At 40.1% G+C, this 22845-nt stretch carries 19 protein-coding genes; 9 read left to right on the top strand and 10 right to left on the bottom strand.

Annotation, left to right across the window (positions count from 1 at the left end; all coding sequences use genetic code 11):
* Positions 1–48: 48 nt before the first annotated feature.
* Positions 49–471 (bottom strand): Lrp/AsnC family transcriptional regulator, encoded by a 423-nt coding sequence (locus tag AC2117_RS12990; RefSeq protein WP_002120489.1) that lies wholly within the window; start codon positions 469–471, stop codon positions 49–51.
* A gap of 136 nt (positions 472–607) precedes the next feature.
* On the opposite strand from AC2117_RS12990, the gene AC2117_RS12985 reads away from it, so the two are divergent.
* The 4 genes from AC2117_RS12985 (at position 608) to AC2117_RS12970 (ending at position 5411) form a co-directional block, all read left to right on the top strand.
* Positions 608–1843, top strand: a complete 1236-nt coding sequence (locus tag AC2117_RS12985) for an aspartate aminotransferase family protein (RefSeq protein WP_133974627.1) — start codon at positions 608–610, stop codon at positions 1841–1843.
* Entirely contained in the window at positions 1840–2934 is a 1095-nt protein-coding gene (astA, locus tag AC2117_RS12980; protein WP_133974625.1) for an arginine N-succinyltransferase, read from the top strand. The genes AC2117_RS12985 and astA overlap by 4 nt, the downstream gene beginning before the upstream one ends.
* A 400-nt stretch (positions 2935–3334) precedes the next feature.
* Positions 3335–4798 carry an amino acid permease gene (locus tag AC2117_RS12975; protein WP_197730918.1) on the top strand — a complete coding sequence of 488 codons (1464 nt, stop codon included), beginning with the start codon at positions 3335–3337 and terminating at the stop codon, positions 4796–4798.
* Positions 4799–5042: 244 nt separating this feature from the next.
* Complete coding sequence (locus AC2117_RS12970; protein ID WP_133974623.1) at positions 5043–5411, top strand: hypothetical protein; 369 nt, start codon at positions 5043–5045, stop codon at positions 5409–5411.
* 47 nt (positions 5412–5458) lie between these two features.
* On the opposite strand, the gene AC2117_RS12965 is transcribed toward AC2117_RS12970, so the two are convergent.
* A complete protein-coding gene (locus tag AC2117_RS12965; protein ID WP_133974621.1) occupies positions 5459–6919 on the bottom strand; it encodes a coniferyl aldehyde dehydrogenase in 1461 nt (486 codons plus the stop codon).
* A gap of 129 nt (positions 6920–7048) precedes the next feature.
* On the opposite strand from AC2117_RS12965, the gene AC2117_RS12960 reads away from it, so the two are divergent.
* The gene (locus AC2117_RS12960) at positions 7049–8119 is read left to right on the top strand and encodes an AraC family transcriptional regulator (protein ID WP_133974620.1); all 1071 of its coding nucleotides are present in this window, start codon (positions 7049–7051) and stop codon (positions 8117–8119) included.
* 14 nt (positions 8120–8133) lie between these two features.
* Here AC2117_RS12960 and AC2117_RS12955 read toward each other — a convergent pair whose 3' ends face one another.
* The 3 genes from AC2117_RS12955 to AC2117_RS12945 form a co-directional block, all read right to left on the bottom strand.
* The gene (locus AC2117_RS12955) at positions 8134–9030 is read right to left on the bottom strand and encodes a DMT family transporter (protein ID WP_133974618.1); all 897 of its coding nucleotides are present in this window, start codon (positions 9028–9030) and stop codon (positions 8134–8136) included.
* Between the two features lie 124 nt (positions 9031–9154).
* Positions 9155–10702, bottom strand: a complete 1548-nt coding sequence (gene garD, locus AC2117_RS12950) for a galactarate dehydratase (protein WP_133974616.1) — start codon at positions 10700–10702, stop codon at positions 9155–9157.
* Positions 10703–10772: 70 nt separating this feature from the next.
* On the bottom strand, positions 10773–12131 hold the full coding sequence (locus tag AC2117_RS12945) for an MFS transporter (protein ID WP_133974614.1): 1359 nt from the start codon (positions 12129–12131) through the stop codon (positions 10773–10775).
* Positions 12132–12413: 282 nt separating this feature from the next.
* On the opposite strand from AC2117_RS12945, the gene gudD reads away from it, so the two are divergent.
* The 4 genes from gudD to AC2117_RS12925 all read left to right on the top strand — a co-directional run bounded on the left by gudD (position 12414) and on the right by AC2117_RS12925 (position 17482).
* On the top strand, positions 12414–13748 hold the full coding sequence (gudD, locus tag AC2117_RS12940) for a glucarate dehydratase (RefSeq protein ID WP_133974612.1): 1335 nt from the start codon (positions 12414–12416) through the stop codon (positions 13746–13748).
* A 248-nt stretch (positions 13749–13996) separates the two neighbouring features.
* On the top strand, positions 13997–14908 hold the full coding sequence (gene kdgD, locus AC2117_RS12935; protein ID WP_133974610.1) for a 5-dehydro-4-deoxyglucarate dehydratase: 912 nt from the start codon (positions 13997–13999) through the stop codon (positions 14906–14908).
* A gap of 30 nt (positions 14909–14938) precedes the next feature.
* Positions 14939–16525 carry an aldehyde dehydrogenase (NADP(+)) gene (locus AC2117_RS12930; protein WP_133974608.1) on the top strand — a complete coding sequence of 529 codons (1587 nt, stop codon included), beginning with the start codon at positions 14939–14941 and terminating at the stop codon, positions 16523–16525.
* A 243-nt stretch (positions 16526–16768) separates the two neighbouring features.
* Positions 16769–17482, top strand: a complete 714-nt coding sequence (locus tag AC2117_RS12925) for a FadR/GntR family transcriptional regulator (protein WP_009387748.1) — start codon at positions 16769–16771, stop codon at positions 17480–17482.
* Between the two features lie 74 nt (positions 17483–17556).
* Here the strand turns inward: AC2117_RS12925 and AC2117_RS12920 are convergent, their stop codons facing one another.
* The 5 genes from AC2117_RS12920 to AC2117_RS12900 all read right to left on the bottom strand — a co-directional run bounded on the left by AC2117_RS12920 (position 17557) and on the right by AC2117_RS12900 (position 22832).
* On the bottom strand, positions 17557–19302 hold the full coding sequence (locus tag AC2117_RS12920) for a tannase/feruloyl esterase family alpha/beta hydrolase (RefSeq protein WP_133974606.1): 1746 nt from the start codon (positions 19300–19302) through the stop codon (positions 17557–17559).
* Positions 19303–19337: 35 nt separating this feature from the next.
* Positions 19338–19727 carry a PaaI family thioesterase gene (locus tag AC2117_RS12915; protein ID WP_042897828.1) on the bottom strand — a complete coding sequence of 130 codons (390 nt, stop codon included), beginning with the start codon at positions 19725–19727 and terminating at the stop codon, positions 19338–19340.
* A 39-nt stretch (positions 19728–19766) separates the two neighbouring features.
* Positions 19767–20303, bottom strand: coding sequence for a DUF3237 domain-containing protein (locus tag AC2117_RS12910; RefSeq protein ID WP_133974604.1), 537 nt, complete (start codon positions 20301–20303; stop codon positions 19767–19769).
* A 57-nt stretch (positions 20304–20360) separates the two neighbouring features.
* Positions 20361–21611 (bottom strand): OprD family porin, encoded by a 1251-nt coding sequence (locus AC2117_RS12905; protein ID WP_197730917.1) that lies wholly within the window; start codon positions 21609–21611, stop codon positions 20361–20363.
* Between the two features lie 81 nt (positions 21612–21692).
* Positions 21693–22832 (bottom strand): acyl-CoA dehydrogenase family protein, encoded by a 1140-nt coding sequence (locus AC2117_RS12900; RefSeq protein ID WP_133974602.1) that lies wholly within the window; start codon positions 22830–22832, stop codon positions 21693–21695.
* Positions 22833–22845: the final 13 nt, after the last annotated feature.

The following is a 22845-nucleotide window of genomic DNA, read 5'->3' as shown; positions in this document are numbered from 1 at the left end:
TTAGCTCATCAATTTTTTGTTCTTATTCTTTGAAATTAAACTGAAATATCAAGTCTTATGGCTCGCCAGCAGAATACTGGTTTCACTGTTATAAATACCTGAAATATTCCTGATTCTTTCTAAAACTTTGTCGAAGTTTTCTAAAGTGTCAGACCGTAACTCGACCAAAATGTCCCATTTGCCATTGGTTTTATGCAAACATTCGACCGCACTTTCTAGGCGTAGTTCTTTAATCACAGACTGCGCTTTAGTCCCTTCGACCATAATGCTCATCCATGCACGGATAACGTTGCGTTCTGCGTTGGGCTTAAACCGTACCGTATAACCGGTAATGATGCCCGAAGACTCTAAGTACTCGATTCTCTTTTTGACCGTTGCTCTCGAAACGTGAACTTTTTCGGCTAACTCGGTAACAGACATCCGTGCGTTATCTTTAAGCAAACCTAAAATAATTTGATCAATATTATCCATATTGTAATTGTCAATTATCAGATTGGTAAAAAATAATTCATTTTTTACTGAAATACAAATTTTGTGAATCAATTTGATTTTGAATAATAGGGTCATCAGCTAACCCTAATAATTTTAATTTAATGGACTAGATAGAATGAATAATTTTGCAGTTTCTCGTAGTGACTTTAACGAGTGGATGGTTCCAGTTTTTGCACCAGCAAATTTCATTCCTGTACGTGGTGAAGGTTCACGTATCTGGGATCAAGAAAATAAAGAATATATTGATTTTGCAGGCGGAATTGCAGTAAACGCATTAGGTCATGCGCATCCAGTGGCAGTGAATGCTTTAACAGAACAAGCAACAAAACTTTGGCATGTAGGCAATGGTTATACCAATGAACCTGTTCTACGCCTTGCAAAACAACTCACTGAAAATACATTTGCAGACAAGGTATTCTTCTGTAACTCAGGTGCAGAAGCCAATGAAGCTGCATTGAAACTAGCGCGTAAAGTCGGTTTAGACAGTGGCATTGCTGGTAAAAGTGGCATTGTGGCATTTAAAAATGCTTTCCATGGTCGTACCTTATTTACCGTTTCGGCAGGTGGTCAGCCTAAATATTCACAAGACTTTGCGCCGCTTCCAAATGGTATCAACCATGTTGCCTTTAACGATTTGGAAGCAGCAAAAGCGGTAATTAATGAGCAGACATGTGCAGTTATTGTTGAACCGATCCAAGGTGAAGGCGGCGTTATTCCTGCTGACATTGAATTTTTAAAAGGTTTACGCGAGCTGTGTGATCAGTTTGGTGCCTTACTTATTTTTGATGAAGTACAAACTGGTGTCGGCCGTACAGGTGCACTTTATGCCTACATGAACACAGGTGTTATGCCAGATGTGCTTACGACTGCAAAAGCTTTAGGCGGTGGTTTCCCTGTCGGTGCAATGTTAACAACTGATAAATTTGCTCCGCATTTTTCAGTCGGTACGCACGGTACGACTTACGGTGGTAATCCGTTAGCAAGTGCAGTTGCAGGTGCAGTATTTGAATTTATTAATACGCCTGAAGTGCTTAACGGGGTTAAAGCGCGCCATGATTACTATAAAAAAGCTTTAAATAAATTAAACGAAAAACATGAAATCTTTGAAACAATTCGTGGTCAAGGTTTACTCATTGGCTGCGTCTTAAAATCAGAGTTCGCTGGCAAAGCAAAAGATATTAACAACCTTGCGGGTGAAGAAGGATTACTTAGCCTTATTGCTGGTCCAAATGTTGTACGTTTCACACCATCTCTGATTATTCCATTTGCTGATATTGATGAAGGCTTAAAACGCTTTGAACGTGCGCTTGCTCGCTTCGTAGCATTTCAAAAGGATGAACAAGTGGCATGATGATTATTCGCTACATCGAACCTAAAGATGTTAATGACCTTTACCTCTTGGCTCAAAAAGCAGGTTTTGGCTTGACGTCTTTACAGCCCAATATAGAAAAATTGGCAGCGCGCATCGACCGAGCTTGCAAGACAGTTGCAGGTGAGTTGCCAAAGGCAGATCAGGTTTATTTATTTGTTCTAGAAGATACTGAACTCAACAAAGTAGTAGGGGTCTGTGGTATTGAAGTCGCACTTGGTTTAAAAGAGCCTTGGTACAATTTTCATGTAGGGACCCAAGTTCATGCGTCAGAACCTCTAAGTGTTTATAAAGCTTTACCAACACTATATTTGAGTAATGACCACACCAACTGTAGTGAGCTTTGTACTTTATTTTTAGATCCGGACTATCGCTTAAATAAAAATGGCAAATTTTTATCTAAAGTTCGCTTCTTGTTTCTGTCGGCATTTCGCCAATATTTTGAAGAAACCATTGTGGCAGAAATGCGTGGTTATTCCGATGCAAATGGGCAATCACCATTTTGGAATGCAGTAGGTCATAAGTTTTTTGATATTGAATTTACCAAAGCTGATTATTTAAGTGGAGTCGGGCAAAAGGCTTTTATTGCTGAGCTGATGCCAAGACATCCACTCTATGTCGATATGTTGCCTGACGATGCTAAAGCTGCGATCGGTATTGTTCACCCAAACACGCGACCAGCCTACAACCTCTTACTCGAAGAAGGGCTACGCTATAAAGGATATGTCGATATTTTTGATGGCGGGGCGACATTGCAAGCCGATATTGAAAATTTAAGGGCGATTAAAGAAAGTCAATCTGTAACGGTCCAATTTGAACAACCTGAAAATATTGCGGTAGGGGATGAACCTTACATTGTGGCCAATGATGACTATGAAAATTATCGCGCCATTCTTGTGTATAGCAAACCTCATCAGAACATATTGCAATTAACAAAAGAACAAGCAGAACAATTGAATGCTAAAAATGGCGATTTCGTTCGCATGCTAAGTGTTCGAGCTAGACACATTTCGAATCCAAAAGCGGCAAACAAACTCAAAGAGACTGATCATTTACGAATGGCTGTTAATTAAGCAGAAATACTATACATTTCACCAAATTTAAGAAGGAATACTATATTATCGCTAACGCAAGATTGGTATATGGATAAACACAATCTTGCTCGCTGAGCTGGAATTCATTAGCCTACCGCTATTCTATAAAATATAGAGAATTAAAATATTTAATTAATTTATATATTTTAATTGTCTACTGAAATTATATTGATAGAGGTCAGGCTAATATAATAATGAAGGAAAGGATTTATGATTAATTTTTATTGTTATAGGTAATAGCTTTTAAAAAGGAATTTATAAGGTTTTAAATGATTTAATAATATTTTTAAAATGATTTAGTGGACTAAATTAATAATCATATAATTTATTTATTATTAAAACATTTACGACAGTTGCTATAAATTGGAGTAAATATTACATGAGTAAGAATAACGGAAAGCAATTCCTGGAAGGAGATCTTCTTGGTAGTCAACATATGACTGAGCAAGAAGAAGAGAAATTGCAGCGCTCATTAACCAATCGTCATATTCAGATGATTGCGATTGGCGGTGCAATCGGGACTGGATTATTTATGGGTTCCGGTAAAACATTAAGCATTTCAGGCACTTCAATTGTATTAACCTATTTAATTATTGGTTTCTTCTTTTTCTTCGTAATGCGAGCAATGGGCGAGTTGCTGCTGGCGAATACTAATTTTAAAACATTCGCCGATTTTGCAACGGCTTATTTAGGTCCGTGGGCAGGTTTTTTTCTGGGCTGGTCCTATTGGTGTAACTGGATTATTACTGCTATTGCAGACGTGATTGTGATCGGAGGGTACATGCAGTTTTGGTATCCCGATTTACCTGTCTGGATTCCTGCATTTACTTCATTGGCAGTCTTAACCATACTCAATTTTGTAGCCGTTCGGCTATTTGGTGAACTCGAGTTTTGGTTTTCCCTCATCAAAATTACAGCCATTATTCTGTTCATTCTTGCGGGTATTTACTTAATTAGTACCGGATTTACTTCCCCAAATGGTGTTAAGGCATCGGTTAGCCATTTGTTTGAAACACAATCTATGTTTCCCTATGGTGTAACAGGTTTCTTGGCTGGTTTCCAAATTGCTATATTTGCGTTTGTGGGTATTGAGCTTGTGGGTACAACTGCTGCTGAAACCAAAGACCCGCATAAATCACTTCCAAAAGCCATTAACTCTATTCCTTTACGTATTTTATTATTCTATGTGGGTGCATTGGTTTGTATTATTGCGGTCACATCTTGGGCAAAAGTTTCACCAGAAAAAAGCCCATTTGTAGAAATGTTTACTTTGGTTGGATTGCCAATTGCGGCGGGTTTAATCAACTTTGTTGTAGCAACTTCAGCGCTATCTTCGGCCAATAGTGGAATCTTTGCGACCAGCCGTATGTTATATGGCCTAGCATTGGACAACGATGCACCTAAAAGCTTTAGCAAATTATCGAAAAGTAAGGTTCCAATTAGAGGGCTTGTGTTTTCTATGGCTTGTGTGACGGCGGGAACATCTATTTTATTTATTGTTCCAAATGTTATGACTGCGTTTACAATTATTTCAGCACTCACTTCAATTTTATGTATTTTTACATTCATGCTGATTGTGCTTTCTTATATTTCCTATCGTAAAAAATTCCCTGAATTACATATTCAATCTCAATATAAAATGCCGGGTGGATTATTTATGGCATGGTTTACGATGCTGTTTTTAGTTTTCACTATCGTAATTTTAGCTTTAGATCATGACACTTTAATTGCACTTGAGTGTTCACCAATCTGGTTTATTGGTTTGTTTATTGCCTATAAATATAAAAAGAAAAAAATGATGCAGCTTGATATCTTAAAAGCACAAAAGGTTGATTATATTTAAATTGAGTGTGGTAATCTTTATATCGAAGCTAGGGAGACCTAGCTTTTTATTTTTAAAATAATAACTTATAATTTTTTGTTCAAGATAATTTGATTAGGGTTACAAATTCTAATAATAAACTTACTCAGAAAATTTTTATAAGGACTGAAATGCATTTCAGGATTTTAAATATAGGCATAGATATTAAAATGAATTAAATTGATTTTAAAACTAAAGATTACAAAGTAAAAGGAATAGTAAACCCATGATACTTAAGTGTAACGATAATAATTTGTACGATTTTACTATTGGGAATAGATACATCTGTTTTGGGGTGCAATTTAATGAATATCGAAATGAAACAAAGGTATCTGTTCGCCGTGATTCGGACGGTACCCCTGTTATTGTAGAAATTTCTAAATTTGAAATAATTAATCCTAGTATACCTGAAGGTTGGGAAATTTCATTTTATAAACAGGAAGATACCATAACTACTGCTATTGAACCTAAAGAATTTAGTGGAGTATTTTGGGATGACTATCATAATGGAAATCCTAAAATGGAAAAGTTATTTGAAGATACTTATATAAAGATCTGTAAATTTCATAATTTTCTATTACGTCCCATTGATTAAGTAAAACCTAATAAAAAAGCCTCATAACGAGGCTTTTTTTTGAATCCTTATTTAATATTTGGATCGCCTTTTTTCAAGAAAAAGCGGATTGCTAATTTTTGTAGGAATGTTCCATAAGGAGGGTGGAAAAGCTGCGTCGGGAAAAACCGATGTCGTATAAAAACAGTTTTGGCATGAGAAAGTTCACGGAAACCTTCTTCACCATGATATGACCCCATGCCCGAGTTGCCGATACCGCCGAAAGGAGCATCATGGTTAACTACATGCCAGCCCCAATCATTGATGGTCACACCACCCGAATGAGTTTCACGTAAAATCCGGTCGCGTTCTACTGAGCTATGCGTAAAGCAATAAAGCGCTAAAGGTCGTTCGTCCGATTTCACATAGGTAATCGCATCATCTAAAGAATCGTATGCAACCACAGGTAAAATAGGGCCAAAGAGTTCTTCTTTCATAATGCGCATATCTGGTGTGCAATTCAGCACAATCTGTACAGGCATTCTACGACCTTGTTGGTCAAAGCTGTAAGTGTCACAAGGAATAATCCGTGCACCTTTTTCTTGTGCGTCGGTCAAAATATCTTGAATACGTTTTAAATGACGGTCATTCACAATGGACGTGTAATTCTCATTGTTTGTGATGTTTTGACCAAACATTTTTATAAAGCTTGCTTTAGAGGCTTCAACAAATTCATCAATACTTTCTTTAGGAACCAACGCATAGTCAGGCGCTACACAGATTTGCCCACTGTTTGTCGCTTTACCATGTGTAATACGTTTGGCGGCATCGGCAAGCGGGTAGTTTCGGCCCACAATTGCTGGCGATTTACCGCCTAATTCAAGTGTAACTGGCGTTAGATTTTCAGCCGCTGCTCGCATGACCACTTTGCCAATAGCTGGAGAGCCAGTAAAGACAATGTGGTTAAACGGCAAAGAGGTAAATCTTGCTGGATCTGTAATTTCTTCACCAAACACGGCCACTTCATCTTCATTAAAGACTTCGGCGAGCATGCGTCTTAGCATTGCATTGGTGTTCGGTGTAATTTCAGATAGCTTAATCATGACTCGGTTGCCTGCAGCTAACGCGGCAATGAGCGGACCAAGTGCTAAATAAACAGGGAAGTTCCATGGCACAATCACACCAACCACGCCTTTAGGTTGGTATTGCACACTTAAACGATTTGATAAAAATAAAAGCTCGGTACGGCGTTTACTTGGACGCATCCAGCGGCGTAAATGATGAATCGCGTGATCGGCTTCCAACACTGAACCAAGCAGATCAAGTAACTTAGATTCATCAAGTGATCTTGAACTAAAATCAGAATTAATCGCAGCAGCTAAAGCATCTTGATAACGAATAATTTGTTTTTTGAGTTGATGCAGTTTTGTACGGCGTGTTTCAAGGCTTGGGTAAGGGTCCGCCTCAAAATTGGCACGTTGTTTGGAAAAGATAAGTTCCATATGTTCAGTGGCAGAGCCGCTATATTCTTTTAAAGTGGAGCGTTCCATTATTGTTCCTTCCATACTTTTGCTTATCATACTTTATGCTTGAAGCGTCGTATGGTCGATGTTAAATTGAGACAACAAGAGGTAATTTAGTGCCATTATGCACGTCACTCTAGGGATGGTGTAAGTTAAATGCCTAATAATCTTTATAAAAATGAAAATAGTATTATCGAAGGAAATTATGATAATACATCCTTAGGTTCTAATACATATTTGCTGGGATTGAGCAGTTTATTTGATGAAATGGGTTCACAAGGTCATTCAATGCCAGATGTTCTATCTGGTACAAATATTTCACCAGACACCATGAATCAATCCTCTTTATATATTTCTCAACTTCAAAAAATTCAGTTATTTCAAAATATTCAACGTTTATCTCACGATCCCTTAATTGGACTACGTGCAGGACAAAAGCAGCGGCTGTCAGATTTCGGGGTATATAGTTATGCACTCTATTCTTCGCGCAATTTTAGACAAGCAGTAGAGCTTGGAATTCGGCATATTAAGCTTGCAGGCCCTATTTTAAAGAAGTCTTTTTATATTCGAGATGACGCTGCTGTTTTTGAAGGGCAGGACATTATTGCACTGGGCAAGCTTCTGCCTTTGGTGTGCGAATTTTGGTTTAGCTCAATGCAAACCTTAATTGAACGTGTGCTTGAAGGGCCATTTCAAGCAAAGAAGCTTTTATTGCCTTATCCAGCACCTGATTACGCAGAAGAGTACGAAAAAGTTTTTCATTGTCCCGTTCAGTTTAATGCAGGAGTGATGCAATGGCACTTTGATTTAAAGTGGCTAGATGTGCCTTGTCCAAATGCCAACCCGATTACCGCAGATATGTGTAAGTCTTTTTGTGAGCGGATGTTAGGCACTACTGCACCTGAAGAGCCTGAGTTGGTGAAAACAATTCGTTTAATACTATTGGATGGAACGGGGCTTTTTCCATCAGCTCAAGAAATGGCTGAGCGGTTGCATATTTCAAAACGTACTTTACATCGGCGCTTGGCAGGTTTTAGTTTGACTTATCAAGAGTTGTTAGATGAAACTCGGCGCCGTCTTGCGGATGAATATTTGCGAGAGACGACTTTATCTATAGATGAAATTGCTGAGAGAATTGGCTTTTCAGATACCTCTAATTTTAGAAAAGCCTATCGGCACTGGACAGGCATTTCACCGAATGAGTATCGAATACAGCAAATGAATTAAATGAGCTAAGTCCGTTACTTAAATCGAGTTAATAATTTTTTCTGTAAAAATGGATTACAGAGCAAAATGGCAAATAAAATAATAAATATGCCGATCATACTAAACAGATCCGGTAATTCATGCCAAAAAATAAATCCCCAAATTCCTGCAAAAACAATTGCGATGTAGTTCATTGGGCCAATTTGTCCTGCTGGCGCTAAGCTGTACGCATAAGACATAAAAAGCTGACTAATGTTTGCTAAAAGTCCAGCGGCAACCAGTAATGCCAGTTCGTGCCAAGTGAAAATGCGCCAATGCCAGAACATTGGAATTGATGAAATTAAGCTACCAAAAATACAGAAATAAAAAACAATACGCTCAGGTGGTTCTGTACTGGTTAAAGCTCTGACAGTTACAAAGGCCATGGCTGATAAAAAACATGCACCTAAACCAATAAAGGACAATGCATTGAGTAGGCCTTGGTCGGGTTTAGCAACAAATAAAACCCCAACGAGTCCAATCACAGCAGCAAAAATCATCGATTTAGTAATTTTTTCTTTTAAGAAAAGCCATGCAATGAGTGGAATAAAGATTGGGGATGAGTAGCTAAAAACCATCGCATTCGATAGTTTTAAGTTCGCAATGGCATAGAAAAAGCCATACATTGCAGCGAGCCCCACAACACTTCGCCAAGTATGCATCCAGAGTTTATCGGTCTTAACAAAGTCCAGTCCTTGCCTAAAGAGCATAGGAATAAAAATAAATAAACCCACCGCATTTCTAAAAAACACGACTGTGGCATTGTCTACCGTTTGTGAAACAAAACGAATGCACACCCCCATAATGGAAAACAATAATGCCGATGTCATGAGACAAAGCAGTGCTTTTCCAAGTTGAGTTGAGGGGAGTGTTGGAACAGTCTGGTTTTGCATATAGAAATAAGGTTCTTAATTTTCAGTGTTATTTTAGCAGCGATGGTAAGTTTTGGTGAAATGTGTCGTAATTAATAACTAAAATGTGAAAAAGATGAGGGGTATCCTCATCTTTTAAAGCTTGTTAGGTCACAGGTGCGGGGTTAAATACAGCGAGTGAGTTATGAATACCCCAACGGTCCGACCACGTTTGTTGTTCGCCACTAGCCACTTGTAAAATCAGTTCAAACAGCTCCCAGCCCACTTCCTCAATGGTTTTTTTACCAATAGCGATATCGCCTGCACTGATATCAATCAGGTCGTACCAACGGTTTGCAATATTATTTCGGCTTGCCATTTTAATCACGGGCACGGCAGCTAAACCATAAGGTGTACCACGGCCTGTGGTAAAGACTTGGACCGTAATTCCCGATGCCATTTGTTGAGTACCGCAGATAAAGTCACTTGAAGGTGTTGCCGCAAAAATTAATCCTTTTTTAGTTGGCCTTTGCCCAGGTGAGAGAACTTCTACAATTGGCGAACGACCAGATTTAGCAATCGATCCCATCGCTTTTTCTACAATGTTATTGAGTCCGCCTTTTTTATTGCCCGGCGTGGTATTGGCACTTCGATCTACTTGGCCTGCTGCTAAATAGTCGTCGTACCATTTCATTTCACGAATTAAGTCTTTGGCAACTTGTTCATTTGCTGCACGTGGGGTGAGTAGGTGAATACCATCGCGAACTTCTGTAACTTCGGAAAACATGACTGTGCCACCACATTGCACAATCAGGTCGGCTGCAAAACCAACGGCAGGGTTTGAGGTTACTCCAGAAAATGCATCACTCCCACCACATTGCATTCCTACAACTAAGTTAGATGCTGGAACTTCTTCACGTGTACGCTGGTTTAATTTTTCCAGATGTTGTTCTGCTACGGCTAAAATATGGTTCACCATACTTTCAAATCCGTTATGGCGTTCATCTTGCAACTGAATAATGTCTTCATTTGCTAGGGGAATATATTTGTTTTCTTTTGGAATATTTAGGAGTCGTTCAGGTTGCATTTTTTCGCAGCCCAGACTTACCACCATAATCTCTCCACCAAAATTAGGGTTGAGAGCAAGATTATGGATAGTACGAATAGGCACAATTGCAGCAGGTGCATCAATGGCCACACCACATCCATATAAATGATTTAAACCGACGACACCATCTACGTTTGGATATTTAGGTAATAAATCTTTTTCAATAATTTTGACGACATAATCGACAATACCTTCTACGCAGTTAACACTTGTGGTAATGCCTAAAATATTCTTTGTGCCTACGCTGCCATCTTTATTTTTATAGCCTTTAAATGTATATCCGCTAAGAGCAGGAAGCTTCGGATCTGGGCGAGTTGCGAGTTCTAAATCATCGAGTTCAGGTGCTTGGGGCATTTCGGTCACATTTTCATTTACCCATGAGCCTGCGGGTAAGTCTTTGTTGGCATAGCCAATCGTTTCGCCATAACGAATAATTGCTTCGCCCTGTTTTAATTCTTCTAATAAAACTTTATGCCCTTGTGGTACATGATCAACCAAGGTCAATTGATATTCTTCAATATGTGTCGATTGTGGCAACCCGCCATCATTCACCACAATGGCGACATTATCAAGAGGACTAATTTTTATCAGGATAGGCTTGGGCATGATCATTCCTTGTATACATTTGAAGAGGGCTATAACGCTTAATTTTTTCAAGCGTTATAGCACTAAAGTTTTAAGATGTTGGTTTTAACTCGAAGCGTTGGATCTTGCCGACAATAACGGTGTAGCAAATGACAGCTGCAATTGCATGCACGCCTACATAAGTCAATGCAAGGTTAAAAGAACCAGTACTGGCCAAGACATATCCGATCACAATTGGGGTGACGATTCCTGCCGTATTACCAAATGCATTCATCATTCCACCAGATAGTCCGACCATTTCTTTTGGTGCAACGTCAGACATAACCGCCCAACCTAAAGAACCTACGCCTTTACCAAAGAAAGATAACGACATAAAGAACACGATGGCTGCTTGTGAATCAACGTAATTACACATAATGATCGAGGTTGAAACCAAGAATCCGACCACGATAGGAAGTTTTCTTGAAAAGCTTAAGCTGTAATTCATGCGAATTAATTTATCCGAAATTAACCCACCTAAAATCCCACCTACAAAGCCGCAGAGTGCAGGTGCCACTGCTGCAAAACCAGCTTCTAAAATGCTGAGATGTCTTTCTTTTACAAGATAAACAGGAAACCAAGTCAAGAAAAAATAAGTGAGCGTATTTACACAATATTGTCCAATAAAAATACCGAGCATCATGCGTGAAGAAAGTAATTGCTTGACCTTACTCCATGTGATTTTTTCTCTTTTAGTATTTTGGCTGTTTTCACCCATGTCGAGTAATGCACCTTCTGAAGCAATATATTTCACTTCTTCTGGGTTAACCGTTGGATGGGTAGTCGGGCTATAAATAACTTTTAGCCAGATAAAGGAAAGTAGAATTCCTAAACCACCCATGACCCAGAAAATAGATTGCCAATGTACGGTTGCAACAAGCCAACCCATGAGGGGGGCGAAAAGTACAGTGGAAAAATAAGAAGATGAGTTGAAAATGGCAGCAGCCGTTCCACGTTCTTTGGTAGGAAACCATGCAGCAGCAATTTTACTATTACCCGGGAAAGCTGGTGATTCAGATAATCCAACTAAAAATCTTAAAATAAATAGAGATGTAATGATGGTTGCTGTATCACCCAAAATATTGGTAAAGCCAATTAAGACTGTGAATAAAGACCACAAAAACAAGCTCCAGAAATATACACGGCGAGCACCGAACTTATCGAGTAACCAACCACCTGGAATTTGACCAATAACATAGGCCCATGCAAAGGCCGAGAAGATATATCCCATGGTAACCGAGTCGATGCCCAGTTCATGAGACATTGGTGTTGCAGCCATTGAAAGGGTTGCACGATCACCGTAATTAAAGGCCGTCACCAAAAAAATCATCGCTAAAATGTAATAGCGAGTTTTCGTATGTTTAGCTCTTTGCTGAGTCACTACAGCGATATTTGTTTGCAAATTATCCATATACAAACTCTTTTAATAATCGACCTATTTGCATATCCGTGAAATAGGTGACGTCATGTCAAATTCATCGATAGAATAGATGAGAAAACGGAATTTTGTATCTACTCTATAGTCCTAGTTCTAAAACCGCGTCTTTAGATGTATGACATCATATGATTAAAAATATTATTTTGGCAAGTAGCCCCGAAAAATAATTTTTATGCGAGTTTATATTGACAAGTCATATGATGTCTTATAAGTTTTATTTGTGAAAAATATATCAGTATGCCAAGGAGTATTTTAATGGCGACCTCTACACCTATCGTTAAATCAATTCGAGCAATTCCTGTTGCTGGACATGACAGCATGCTGCTCAATTTGAGTGGTGCTCATGGACCTTATTTCACTCGTAACATACTTATTATCGAAGATAACTCTGGAAATATTGGTGTTGGAGAAATTCCGGGTGGAGAAAAAATTCTAGCCACGTTAAATGATGCAAAAGCGTTGGTGGAAGGGCAACCTATTGGGGAATATAAGAATTTACTCAAAAAAATCCAGCAGACTTTTGCTGATCGCGATAGTGGTGGACGAGGGAACCAAACCTTTGATTTACGTACCACAATTCATGTAGTGACTGCCTATGAGTCAGCATTACTTGATCTGCTCGGTAAGCATTTAAATGTGAATGTTGCAAGTTTACTGGGTGAAGGGCAGCAACGTAGTGAAGTTGAGGTTTTAGGGTATTTATTCTTTATTGGCGACCAAAAACAGACTTCTTTGGACTATGCGACAACACCTCAGCATAGCCATGACTGGTACAAAGTTCGTCACGAAAAAGCATTAACACCCGATGCTGTACAGCGTTTAGCTGAAGCATCTTATGACCGATATGGCTTTAAAGACTTTAAGCTCAAAGGTGGGGTGTTGAGCGGCGAACAAGAAGCTGAAGCCGTCACTGCAATTGCACGCCGTTTTCCAGATGCCCGTGTGACGCTTGATCCAAATGGGGCATGGTTTTTAGATGAAGCTATTGCTTTAGGTAAACATCTTAAAGGTGTATTAGCTTATGCAGAAGATCCGTGTGGCGCAGAACAAGGTTATTCAAGCCGTGAAATTATGGCTGAATTTAAACGCGCTACAGGTTTGCCCACCGCTACCAATATGATTGCTACAGACTGGCGCGAAATGTCGCATAGCATTCAGTTGCAAGCGGTTGATATTCCTTTGGCTGATCCACATTTTTGGACATTGGAAGGTTCGGTTCGAGTTTCACAGCTCTGTAATATGTACAACTTAACGTGGGGCTCTCATTCAAATAATCACTTTGATATTTCACTCGCCATGTTTACACACGTTGCAGCAGCAGCGGTAGGCAAAGTCACCGCAATTGATACACACTGGATTTGGCAAGAAGGTACAGATCAGCTGACTAAAGCACCGCTTGAAATTAAAGATGGTAAAATTCAAGTACCTACTGTACCAGGGCTTGGGGTTGAACTTGATTGGGATCGCATTAATCAGGCACATGAGTTATATAAACTTAAAGGTTTAGGTGCACGTAATGATGCCGATGCGATGCAATTTTTAATTCCAAACTGGTCGTTTAATAATAAAAAACCGTGTTTGGTTCGTTAGATTTAAATAAAACTTGTTTTTATTTTATGGCTGCTCTTATGGGCAGCTTTTTTATGCGGGTGCATAAATTTTAGATAATTTTTAACTTTTAAATATAAAACAAAGCTTTAGGTCTAATTTAATTTAGTTTTTATAGAAAAGTTTTATCTCTTTAAAAATTTTCAGTTTTCATCGAGAAAATATATTGATTAAAATAAAATTTATGATGTAAGATGTCTGACAACACAAATAGGTATGGATATTTGCTAATGGATGCTCTTGAGTTAAAAAACATTGTTTCTGATGGCCTTCTTTCTTTTCCGGTGACTGACTTTGACCAAAATGGGGACTTCAATAAATCTTCTTATGCAAAACGTCTTGAGTGGTTAGCACCTTATGGGGCAAGTGCTTTATTTGCTGCGGGTGGTACGGGTGAGTTTTTCTCGTTAACTGGAAATGAATATTCTGACGTGATTAAAACAGCAGTTGATACTTGTAAAGGCAGCGTACCGATTATTGCTGGAGCAGGTGGTCCGACACGACAAGCGATTGCACAAGCGAAAGAAGCAGAACGCTTAGGTGCACATGGCATTCTATTAATGCCACATTACTTAACTGAAGCAAGCCAAGAAGGTTTGATCGAACACGTTAAGCAAGTATGTAACTCAGTAGACTTTGGCGTAATTTTTTATAACCGTAGCGTATCAAGATTAAATCTGGATTCAATTCAGAAATTAACTGAGATGTGCCCAAACTTAATTGGCTTTAAGGATAGTTCTGGTCAAATCGACATGATGACTGCGGTAACGCAAACCATTGGTGATCGTTTGTCATATTTAGGTGGCCTGCCGACAGCAGAGGTTTTTGCAGCGCCTTATAAAGCTTTGGGTTGTCCAGTTTATTCATCGGCTGTATTTAACTTTATTCCAAAGACTGCCATGGAATTTTATAACGCACTTCGTAGCGATGACTTTGTAACGACGAATCGTTTAATTAAAGATTTCTTCTTGCCGCTTATTAAAATTCGCGACCGTAAATCAGGGTATGCGGTAAGCATGATTAAAGCAGGTGCAAAAATTGTTGGGCATGATGCAGGTCCTGTACGTCCACCATTGAGTGATTTAACTCAAGCAGACTATGACGATTTAGCTGCCCTAATCGCAACATTAGGTCCGCAATAATTTTATGTGTTCAGGTATTGGAGACGAAACATGAGTAAAAATAATGGTCAGCAGTTTATTAATGGTCAACGTATTGCTGCAAATGCACCGAGCATAGAAAGTATTAATGCAAAAGACTATCAACCAACGGGCTATGTATTTAGCCAAGCCACGCTTGAAGAAGTGGATCAAGCTGCTCAAGCTGCGCATAATGCTTTTTTAGTCTATAGCCAAACATCTCAAGAGCAACGTGCTTCTTTTTTAGAAGAAATTGCTCGTCAAATTGAAGTATTAGGCACGAACTTACAAGAAGTTGCATCTTTAGAAACTGGCTTGCCACTTGCTCGACTCCAAGGTGAAACAGGTCGTGTTACTGGTCAATTAAGATTGTTTGCTGAACTTTTACGACGTGGTGATTTTTATGGCGCCCGCATAGATGTTGCGTTGCCAGAACGTAAACCTTTACCGCGTGTTGACCTTCGCCAGTACAAAGTTGGAGTAGGTCCGGTTGCTGTATTTGGCGCAAGTAATTTCCCGCTTGCATTTTCAACAGCGGGTGGCGATACGGTAGCGGCTTTAGCAGCAGGTTGCCCGGTTGTGTTTAAAGCACACTCTGGCCATATGGCGACTGCCGAGCTTGTGGCAGAAGCGATTGAAAAAGCAATTGAAGTTTGCGGCATGCCTAAGGGTACATTCAACATGATTTTTGGATCTCGTGTTGGTGCAAACTTGGTGGAGCATCCATTGATTCAAGCAGCTGGTTTTACAGGTTCACTTGAAGGTGGAATGGCACTTTATAACCTTGCTCAGAGTCGTCCTCAGCCAATTCCATTTTTTGCTGAAATGTCGAGTGTTAATCCGGTTGTTGTGTTGCCACAGGCACTTGCATCACGTGGTGAACAAATCGCTCAAGAAACGGTTGCCTCATTTAATATGGGATGTGGCCAATTCTGTACAAAACCGGGTTTAATTTTGGGTGTGAAAGGTCCAGAGTTTGATCGTTTTGTTGCAGCTTTAAGTGAAATGACTCAAAAAGCTGTGCCTCAAGTCATGTTGAATGAAGGTACTTTAAAAAGCTATCGACAAGGGATTGATGCATTAACTGGCGAATCTGGTTTTGAAGTGATTGCAACAGGGCAAGAACCTGAGCTTATTTCTCAAGCAAAAGCACACCTATTTAAAGCAGATCAATCGGTTTTATTATCGGGCAATCCAAAACTACAACATGAAGTGTTTGGACCGCTGTCCATTGTGATTGCTGTAGAAGATGAGGCAACCTTATTAAAAGGAATTGACGCTTTAGGTGGGCAGCTCACGGCAACTATTATTGGTGATGACGCTGAATTATCTCAGGCTGGTACACTTCTTCATTTACTCACAGGCAAAGCCGGTCGTGTTCTATTTAATGGCTTCCCGACAGGAGTTGAAGTGTCTGATGCTATGGTGCATGGTGGTCCGTTCCCTGCAACGAGTGATGCCCGTGGAACTTCGGTAGGCACAGGTGCAATTGAACGTTTCTTACGCCCTGTCTGTTTTCAAAATACACCACAAGTGTTATTACCCGATGCATTAAAAGACAGTAATCCATTGCAAATTACTCGTTTGGTCAATGGACAGCTGAGTCAGGCTACGATTTAATAAGATTGTGCAGCTCAATTAAAGGTATTGAGCTGCATATTATTTAAGCCATTTAGTTTGATGTAACTGTCTAAATAAGCACAAGTTACTCACTTTTTAAAATATATGCGTGAGATTAATGAACCATATAAAACAATTTAATTTTAAGAACTTAGGACGGTGAAAAGCGAATATGACTATCGTGTAAGATTATAGTAAAATGAATTTCCTAATTTTTTCAACATCTCATGAGTTCTTCAGATTATGTCTAGTGCAATTAAACCTAGATCAACAAAAAAACTAAGCCAGATTATTGTAGAACAACTGATCGAGAAAATTCAGTCTGGAGATTTTCAGGTTGGAGAGAAAATTCCAACAGAATTAGAATTAATTGAAACCTTTGAAGTTAGCCGCTCTGTCATTCGTGAAGCAATTACTGAATTGCGTTCTCTGGGCTTTGTTGAAACTCGTCACGGGATTGGTACTTTTGTAAAAGAGCAAACCATTGAGCAGAATTTTTTACTATCTAATGCCAGTCTAGAAACCATTAACGATATTGTCTCTTTACTGGAGCTTAGGATTAGCCTTGAGTCTGAAGCAGTCTTTTTAGCATCAGAGCGTCGTAAACAAATCCACATCGATAAAATGAAAGCTGCGCTTGAAGACTTTGAACGTCATATTTCATCAGATGCAAATGATGGTACGGTAAAAGCGGATTATGATTTTCATATTGCCATTGCCGAAGCTTCTGAAAACCAATATTTCGTTGATTTTTTAAAGTACCTTGGCGAAAAGATTATTCCGCGTGCACGACTTAAATCTATTGAGCAAAGTCCAGAAAACCGTGAAGAATATTTAAAAGCGGTTCATCATGATCATGTCAATATTTATAACGCGATTGTTGATCAAGATGGTTTATTGGCTCGACAAATGATGCGTGCTCATCTGTCTAAAAGTATTAAAAAGTTTAAGCAGTAAAGCTTGAGCTAAGATTAGGCAGAGTAAGATAAAAAGAGAGCTTATAGAAGCTCTCTTTTAATTTGATAGGGTTGTTATTTACAGCTAAAGTTTTCAGCTTTTTCGCTATCACCTTGACCATTGTAACGGGCAATCAGTGGGTAAGGGCAAAGTGGGCGGGTACGGTCTGGCGCCCAGTTTTGCGGAAGTTCAGTATTCACTTGACCACTTGGGTTACCTGCGCCGCGTGCAGTTGCAATGATTTTGTCAGGTGCTTGCCCATATTCGACCCAGTTAACTAAAGCAGTCAATGCATCAAACTGGTCGGTCGCAATACCATCACGGGTATGGTTCATGCCCGGAACTCTAAAGAAACGTGCAAATTCAGGCGCTGTACCTTTTGCATCATTTTTATAGTGTTGGAGTAGTTGATCATACCAATTTTGGGTGTCATCGACAGAGAAAACACCGTCAGCTGTGCCTTGTACCACAATCATTTTTCCACCGTGGTTGCGCAGTTTATCCAGATTAAGTTCATCGGGCGGCATCATAAAAGACATGGAGCTTTCGGTGTACAGCTCGTTGGTTGCCGATAGTTTTAGATAATCAGTATCAAAATTATAATTAAAGGCAAATTGTCTAGAGTTTTGAACTACAGTTGGATCTGGCGGAACCTGAAAAAGAATGCCGACTGCAACAGGGTCACGCGCTGTTCCAACCGAAGATTCAAATTTCCAGCTTGCCCAGTTACTGCCGACTAAACCTGGGTCGAAAGGCTGGGTTGCATACAGAGCTTGTCCAGCAGAGTTTACAGGGCCACGGTAAATGTTGGCTAGCACATCAATTTGTTCGGTACTTAGGCAGGTGCCATCTCTTGTACTTGAGCAAACAGGTACATGTTGGTGAATATTAAAAGCAGTACGGCAAGCCTCAACATCTTGAACGAGTCCATCTGCAACACCATCTAAGGCATCGCATCGATCTAAAATCGCTTTTGCTAATACTTTACGTTCTGGAAGGGTAAGGGCGGTACTTAAGTCATTTTCATCTGTTGCGACACGACGAAGCTGTTGTGCTGTATAAAGTTGTGCTGCGGCTGCTCGAGGCAAATGGAAACCCGGTGTGCTTGCTAAAATTCCATCATATTGGTCGCCCAAACGGGTTGCTGCAATCATGGCGTGGCGACCACCATTAGATGTACCACCGGCATAGGAGCGATCAGGCAATTTACCATAGGCCGTTTTGATCAGGTTTTTTGCCATAGGCGTGAGTTTGGTAATAGCACCATATCCATAGTCAACTCTGGCTTGAGGGTCTAAACCAAACATGGGGTTTTGTGAAGCGTTATGTCCAGCATCGGAAGAAATGACAGCAAAACCGTCATGTAGGGCATTGGTGAGCGGACCACCACTGCCAACCTGACCTGTTGCAGGCACTAGATTGCCATCGGTTCCGCCATTGCCTTGATAGAGAAAACGACCATTCCAGTTAACGGGTAAGCGCATTTCAAAACCAATTTGATAGGTTTGTCCATCGACAGGGCTTACACGTTGGTTCATATAACCTTTAACTAAACAATGCGCACCAATCGGCTTGTTGGCTACAGTCAATGTACCCGCCTCTTGAAGCGTGGATGAGCTAATTACAGTATTGTTATATTGAAATCCGGTCAGATCTGAACAGCTTCCATTTAATTTTGCACCAACCGCAGGAGTAAGTTGTGGAGGTGTTTGAGGTAATGAGGTTGTACTGTCATTGTCATTACCACAACCAGTCAATACTGCCGCAATCGCAAGCAATACGGTGGATTGTGTCCAAAGACGCTTTTTGTTTTCATTCATTTATAAATATCCTTATTTTATGAAGGTTGGTGGATTTAATCTAAAACCAGAAAATTAGCTGTGCTTCGTGCAATCATTTTGTTGTTTTGCCAAGCTTCACTTTCAAGATTCAGTACGGTTTTACCTTGTTTAATAAAGCGGCATTTTGTAATGACTTCGCCCACAGCACAGGGCCTTAAAAAGTCCATGGTTAAATTAATGGTGGTTGCTGGTTTACGGTCATTTGCCAGAAACGCAAAGAGTCCCATCACATCGTCAAGCATCGCGCAAATCATGCCGCCTTCAACCGTACCGCGTGGGTTGGTAAAGCTTTCTAGGGCCGTGTAGTAGATGGTGAGTTCAGTGTTTTTTTCATTCCAATGAATATTGTGACCGCCTAAATGGTGATGAATTGGCGGTAAGTGTTCTAAAGTTTTTTGATCCATAATGAAGGGTCCATCTTTTTGTAAGTGTTATAAAAATTATTATTTCAGGGTATAGGCATCATAAATAACCGCTTTGCCCAAACGCATTGCACTGCCTACCGCAACGGTTTGATTGAGCCACGCATATTTAGGTGAACTGGTTTCAAACTGCATGGTAATTTTGAAATAGTAGTTCTTGGGGTCGACATCTTTGCCTTGGGCGAGCTGTTTTAGCGTTTCTGCCGAGCCATGTCGGTAACCTTTGGTTTGAAGATAAATGAGTGCACCGTCATCGGTTTCTAACAAATATCGCGTATCAATAATTGCCAGTCCTTTACTGTCGACAGTTTGCCAATCTGCACCATTATTTAAAATGCGGCCTTTAAGCGATTTTCCTTCAAATGTTCCACCTGTAATGGGAATAATTCGGCGTTTACCTGCGTCACTGGTGGTGCCTAATTCCCAAACAGGCGCATTCAGATCCACACTAAATTTCGCTAAAGACTCAAGCTGAATAGGTGGTGGACTATATAGCGTTTCGGCATGAGTCAGGGCAATGAAACTAAATCCGCAGAGTAGCGTTACAACTTTCTTCATGATGAATGTCCCGAAATAAAAAGAGGTTCTATTTATGACAGAACCTCTTGTTTTGAATTATTTAAATTTCCATGTGTAATCGATGTTGATACGGGTTTCGTTTACAGGTTTGATGTTGGCAGTGGAGAGCATGTTGTTGTCATAGATTGCATAGCGCGCGCGGAGCCCTAAATTTTTTAACCAGCCACTTTGAACGGTGTAGCCTAAATCAAAGTCTGTTTCGCGTTCTTTTAGATTGGTTCCACCTAAGTTGGGTGCATAAATATTGTGACCTGTGGTGTAACGGGTCATGAAACGTAAACCCGGAACATAATCTTTAAAGTCATATTCATAGCGGAAGCTGTAGGCTTTCTCTTTTGGATTTAAAAACTCACCCGGCCATGTATCAATGAGAAGTCCGGTTTCACCTCCAGTCAAATACGGAAATGCAGTATCGCCGTGATGTTGGAAGGTACCAAAAATAAACTTATGGTTTTGATGTTTGAGTTCGAAATGCGCATGATAAAGATCATTATCGACTAAACCTGCTTTTGATTGACCGTCATCGCGGCTGCGGTAGTAGCGTAATTGCGAGCTAAGATTAGTAGTGTCATTAATTTTATGTTGATGTAAGGCACCAACCATGGTTTGGTTATAAAGATCATCAACATCCATATAAAAAGCGGTGAGCTTGATTGCTGGATCAAGCTGATAGTTTCCACCTAAATAATAGAGCCCGTCAGTTTCGGCACCTTTAAATCGCCCATTTACGCCTGAAATTTTAATTTTTTCATAGTTGGTCGAATCACGATGATTCACTTTATCGAGATAGGCTGCTTGTAAGTCAAAGTCTTTAATATCTTTGCTGGTCAGTGAAATTCCTCGATAAGTTTGAGGTAACAAGCGAGCAGGTGAAGCTACTAAAACAGGATTCATCGGCATTAGCGTACCAATACGTAGCTCGGTCTGGCTCATTTTAGCTTTTGCTGTGACCCCAATTTCGCCATAAGAGTCAGCAGGTTCATTGGTGCGCGTGTCTCTAGGTAAGTTTCCTGTACCGCCATGCTCTGCGTCGGCATCGAGTTTAAAACCCGCCGTTGCAAGTATATCCAGCCCAAAACCGACAGTCCCTTCGGTATAACCTGAATTGGCTTTAAGAATAAACCCTTGTGTCCAGTCCTTGGCGGCGGGGTAAGCAGATTGCTCTTGGTAGTCACGGTCAAAATAGAAATTTCGTGTGGTGAGTTCTACTGAACTGTTGTCAATAAAACTGCCCGCACAGACTGATCCTGAGAGCATAAGGGTAGAGTACATCCATAATTTCGACATAGCATTTCTTCCTGAAATATCATTTCTTGTTTTCAACAAGGCATAGTTGTTGTGTCTGCCTTGTCCGGTTTTTAAATCGAATTATTTTCCGAGCAGTTCTCGGGCAACGATTTCTTTCATAATTTCATTGGTTCCCCCATAAATTTTTTGTACCCGCGCATCCACAAAAAAGCGTGAAATCGGATATTCCTGCATGTAACCGTAGCCACCAAAAAGCTGAAGTAATTGATCAATCACTTCACATTGGACATCGGTGATAAAGCATTTCAATGCGGCAACCTGAGTCACACTTAACTGGTGTTGTTGATACAGCGCTGCACATTGGTCTACAAAAGCTTGGGCAGCTTTTGCTTTGATTTGTGCATTTGCGAGTACAAACCGCGTGTTTTGCATTTGGCTTAAGGGTTGCCCGAAAGCTTTACGCTCCATCACATAGTCTTTGGTCAGTTCGATGGCTCCTAAAATTGACCCCAAAGCCATCATTGAAATGCTCAAGCGTTCGCGAGGTAACTCTTGCATTAAATAGGCAAAGCCTTGTCCTTCTTCACCTAAACGCTGAGTTGCAGGCACACAAACATCATCAAAAAATAGTTCGGCAGTATCTTGGGCGTGTAGCCCAATTTTTTGTAAGGAACGACCTTTTTTAACGCCGTCTAAAGCAGCATCAACTAAAAAAATCGAAATACCTTTTGCTTTAGCTGGAGGATCAGTTTTCGCTACCAAAACGATCAGGTCGGCATGTAATCCATTTGAGATAAATGTTTTTGAACCATTCACACGATAGTGGTCATTTTCTAAAATGGCTTGAGTGCGTATGGCCTGTAAGTCTGAACCAGCATTGGCTTCGGTCATGGCAATTGCAGTGACCACTTCACCTGTCACCATTTTGGGTAACCAATAGAGTTTTTGCTCTTCAGTTCCAATATTTTGCAAGTAAGGGGAAACAAGCTCATTTTGTCCCCCAATGGCAACAGCTAAAGATGCAAAGCCAGCTTGAGCAGTTTCTTGAACCAGCATGAGAGAGTAATGAACAGGAGCGCCATAGCCGCCATATTCTTCAGGCACATCTACGCACAAAAAGCCATTTTCCCCAAGACGTAGCCATAGATCACGTGGGATCAGGCCATCGTGTTCCCACTGTTCATAATACGGAGCAACCTGTTCTTTTAAGAACCTGCGGTAACTGTCCCGAAATAGTTCAAATTCTGTATCGTGTGGCATGTTGAACCTTTTT

This window comes from Acinetobacter calcoaceticus (assembly GCF_900520355.1).
GTDB lineage: Bacteria > Pseudomonadota > Gammaproteobacteria > Pseudomonadales > Moraxellaceae > Acinetobacter > Acinetobacter calcoaceticus_C.
The sequence above is the reverse complement of the archived record's forward strand: the minus strand, read 5'-3'. Positions and strand labels throughout refer to the sequence as shown.

Bases quoted from the DNA above. Each gene is read 5' to 3' on its own strand.
- AC2117_RS12990 (WP_002120489.1), bottom strand. From the start codon at position 471: ATGGATAATATTGATCAAATTATTTTAGGTTTGCTTAAAGATAACGCA.
- AC2117_RS12985 (WP_133974627.1), top strand. From the start codon at position 608: ATGAATAATTTTGCAGTTTCTCGTAGTGACTTTAACGAGTGGATGGTT.
- astA (WP_133974625.1), top strand. From the start codon at position 1,840: ATGATGATTATTCGCTACATCGAACCTAAAGATGTTAATGACCTTTAC.
- AC2117_RS12975 (WP_197730918.1), top strand. From the start codon at position 3,335: ATGAGTAAGAATAACGGAAAGCAATTCCTGGAAGGAGATCTTCTTGGT.
- AC2117_RS12970 (WP_133974623.1), top strand. From the start codon at position 5,043: ATGATACTTAAGTGTAACGATAATAATTTGTACGATTTTACTATTGGG.
- AC2117_RS12965 (WP_133974621.1), bottom strand. From the start codon at position 6,919: ATGGAACGCTCCACTTTAAAAGAATATAGCGGCTCTGCCACTGAACAT.
- AC2117_RS12960 (WP_133974620.1), top strand. From the start codon at position 7,049: ATGCCTAATAATCTTTATAAAAATGAAAATAGTATTATCGAAGGAAAT.
- AC2117_RS12955 (WP_133974618.1), bottom strand. From the start codon at position 9,030: ATGCAAAACCAGACTGTTCCAACACTCCCCTCAACTCAACTTGGAAAA.
- garD (WP_133974616.1), bottom strand. From the start codon at position 10,702: ATGCCCAAGCCTATCCTGATAAAAATTAGTCCTCTTGATAATGTCGCC.
- AC2117_RS12945 (WP_133974614.1), bottom strand. From the start codon at position 12,131: ATGGATAATTTGCAAACAAATATCGCTGTAGTGACTCAGCAAAGAGCT.
- gudD (WP_133974612.1), top strand. From the start codon at position 12,414: ATGGCGACCTCTACACCTATCGTTAAATCAATTCGAGCAATTCCTGTT.
- kdgD (WP_133974610.1), top strand. From the start codon at position 13,997: ATGGATGCTCTTGAGTTAAAAAACATTGTTTCTGATGGCCTTCTTTCT.
- AC2117_RS12930 (WP_133974608.1), top strand. From the start codon at position 14,939: ATGAGTAAAAATAATGGTCAGCAGTTTATTAATGGTCAACGTATTGCT.
- AC2117_RS12925 (WP_009387748.1), top strand. From the start codon at position 16,769: ATGTCTAGTGCAATTAAACCTAGATCAACAAAAAAACTAAGCCAGATT.
- AC2117_RS12920 (WP_133974606.1), bottom strand. From the start codon at position 19,302: ATGAATGAAAACAAAAAGCGTCTTTGGACACAATCCACCGTATTGCTT.
- AC2117_RS12915 (WP_042897828.1), bottom strand. From the start codon at position 19,727: ATGGATCAAAAAACTTTAGAACACTTACCGCCAATTCATCACCATTTA.
- AC2117_RS12910 (WP_133974604.1), bottom strand. From the start codon at position 20,303: ATGAAGAAAGTTGTAACGCTACTCTGCGGATTTAGTTTCATTGCCCTG.
- AC2117_RS12905 (WP_197730917.1), bottom strand. From the start codon at position 21,611: ATGTCGAAATTATGGATGTACTCTACCCTTATGCTCTCAGGATCAGTC.
- AC2117_RS12900 (WP_133974602.1), bottom strand. From the start codon at position 22,832: ATGCCACACGATACAGAATTTGAACTATTTCGGGACAGTTACCGCAGG.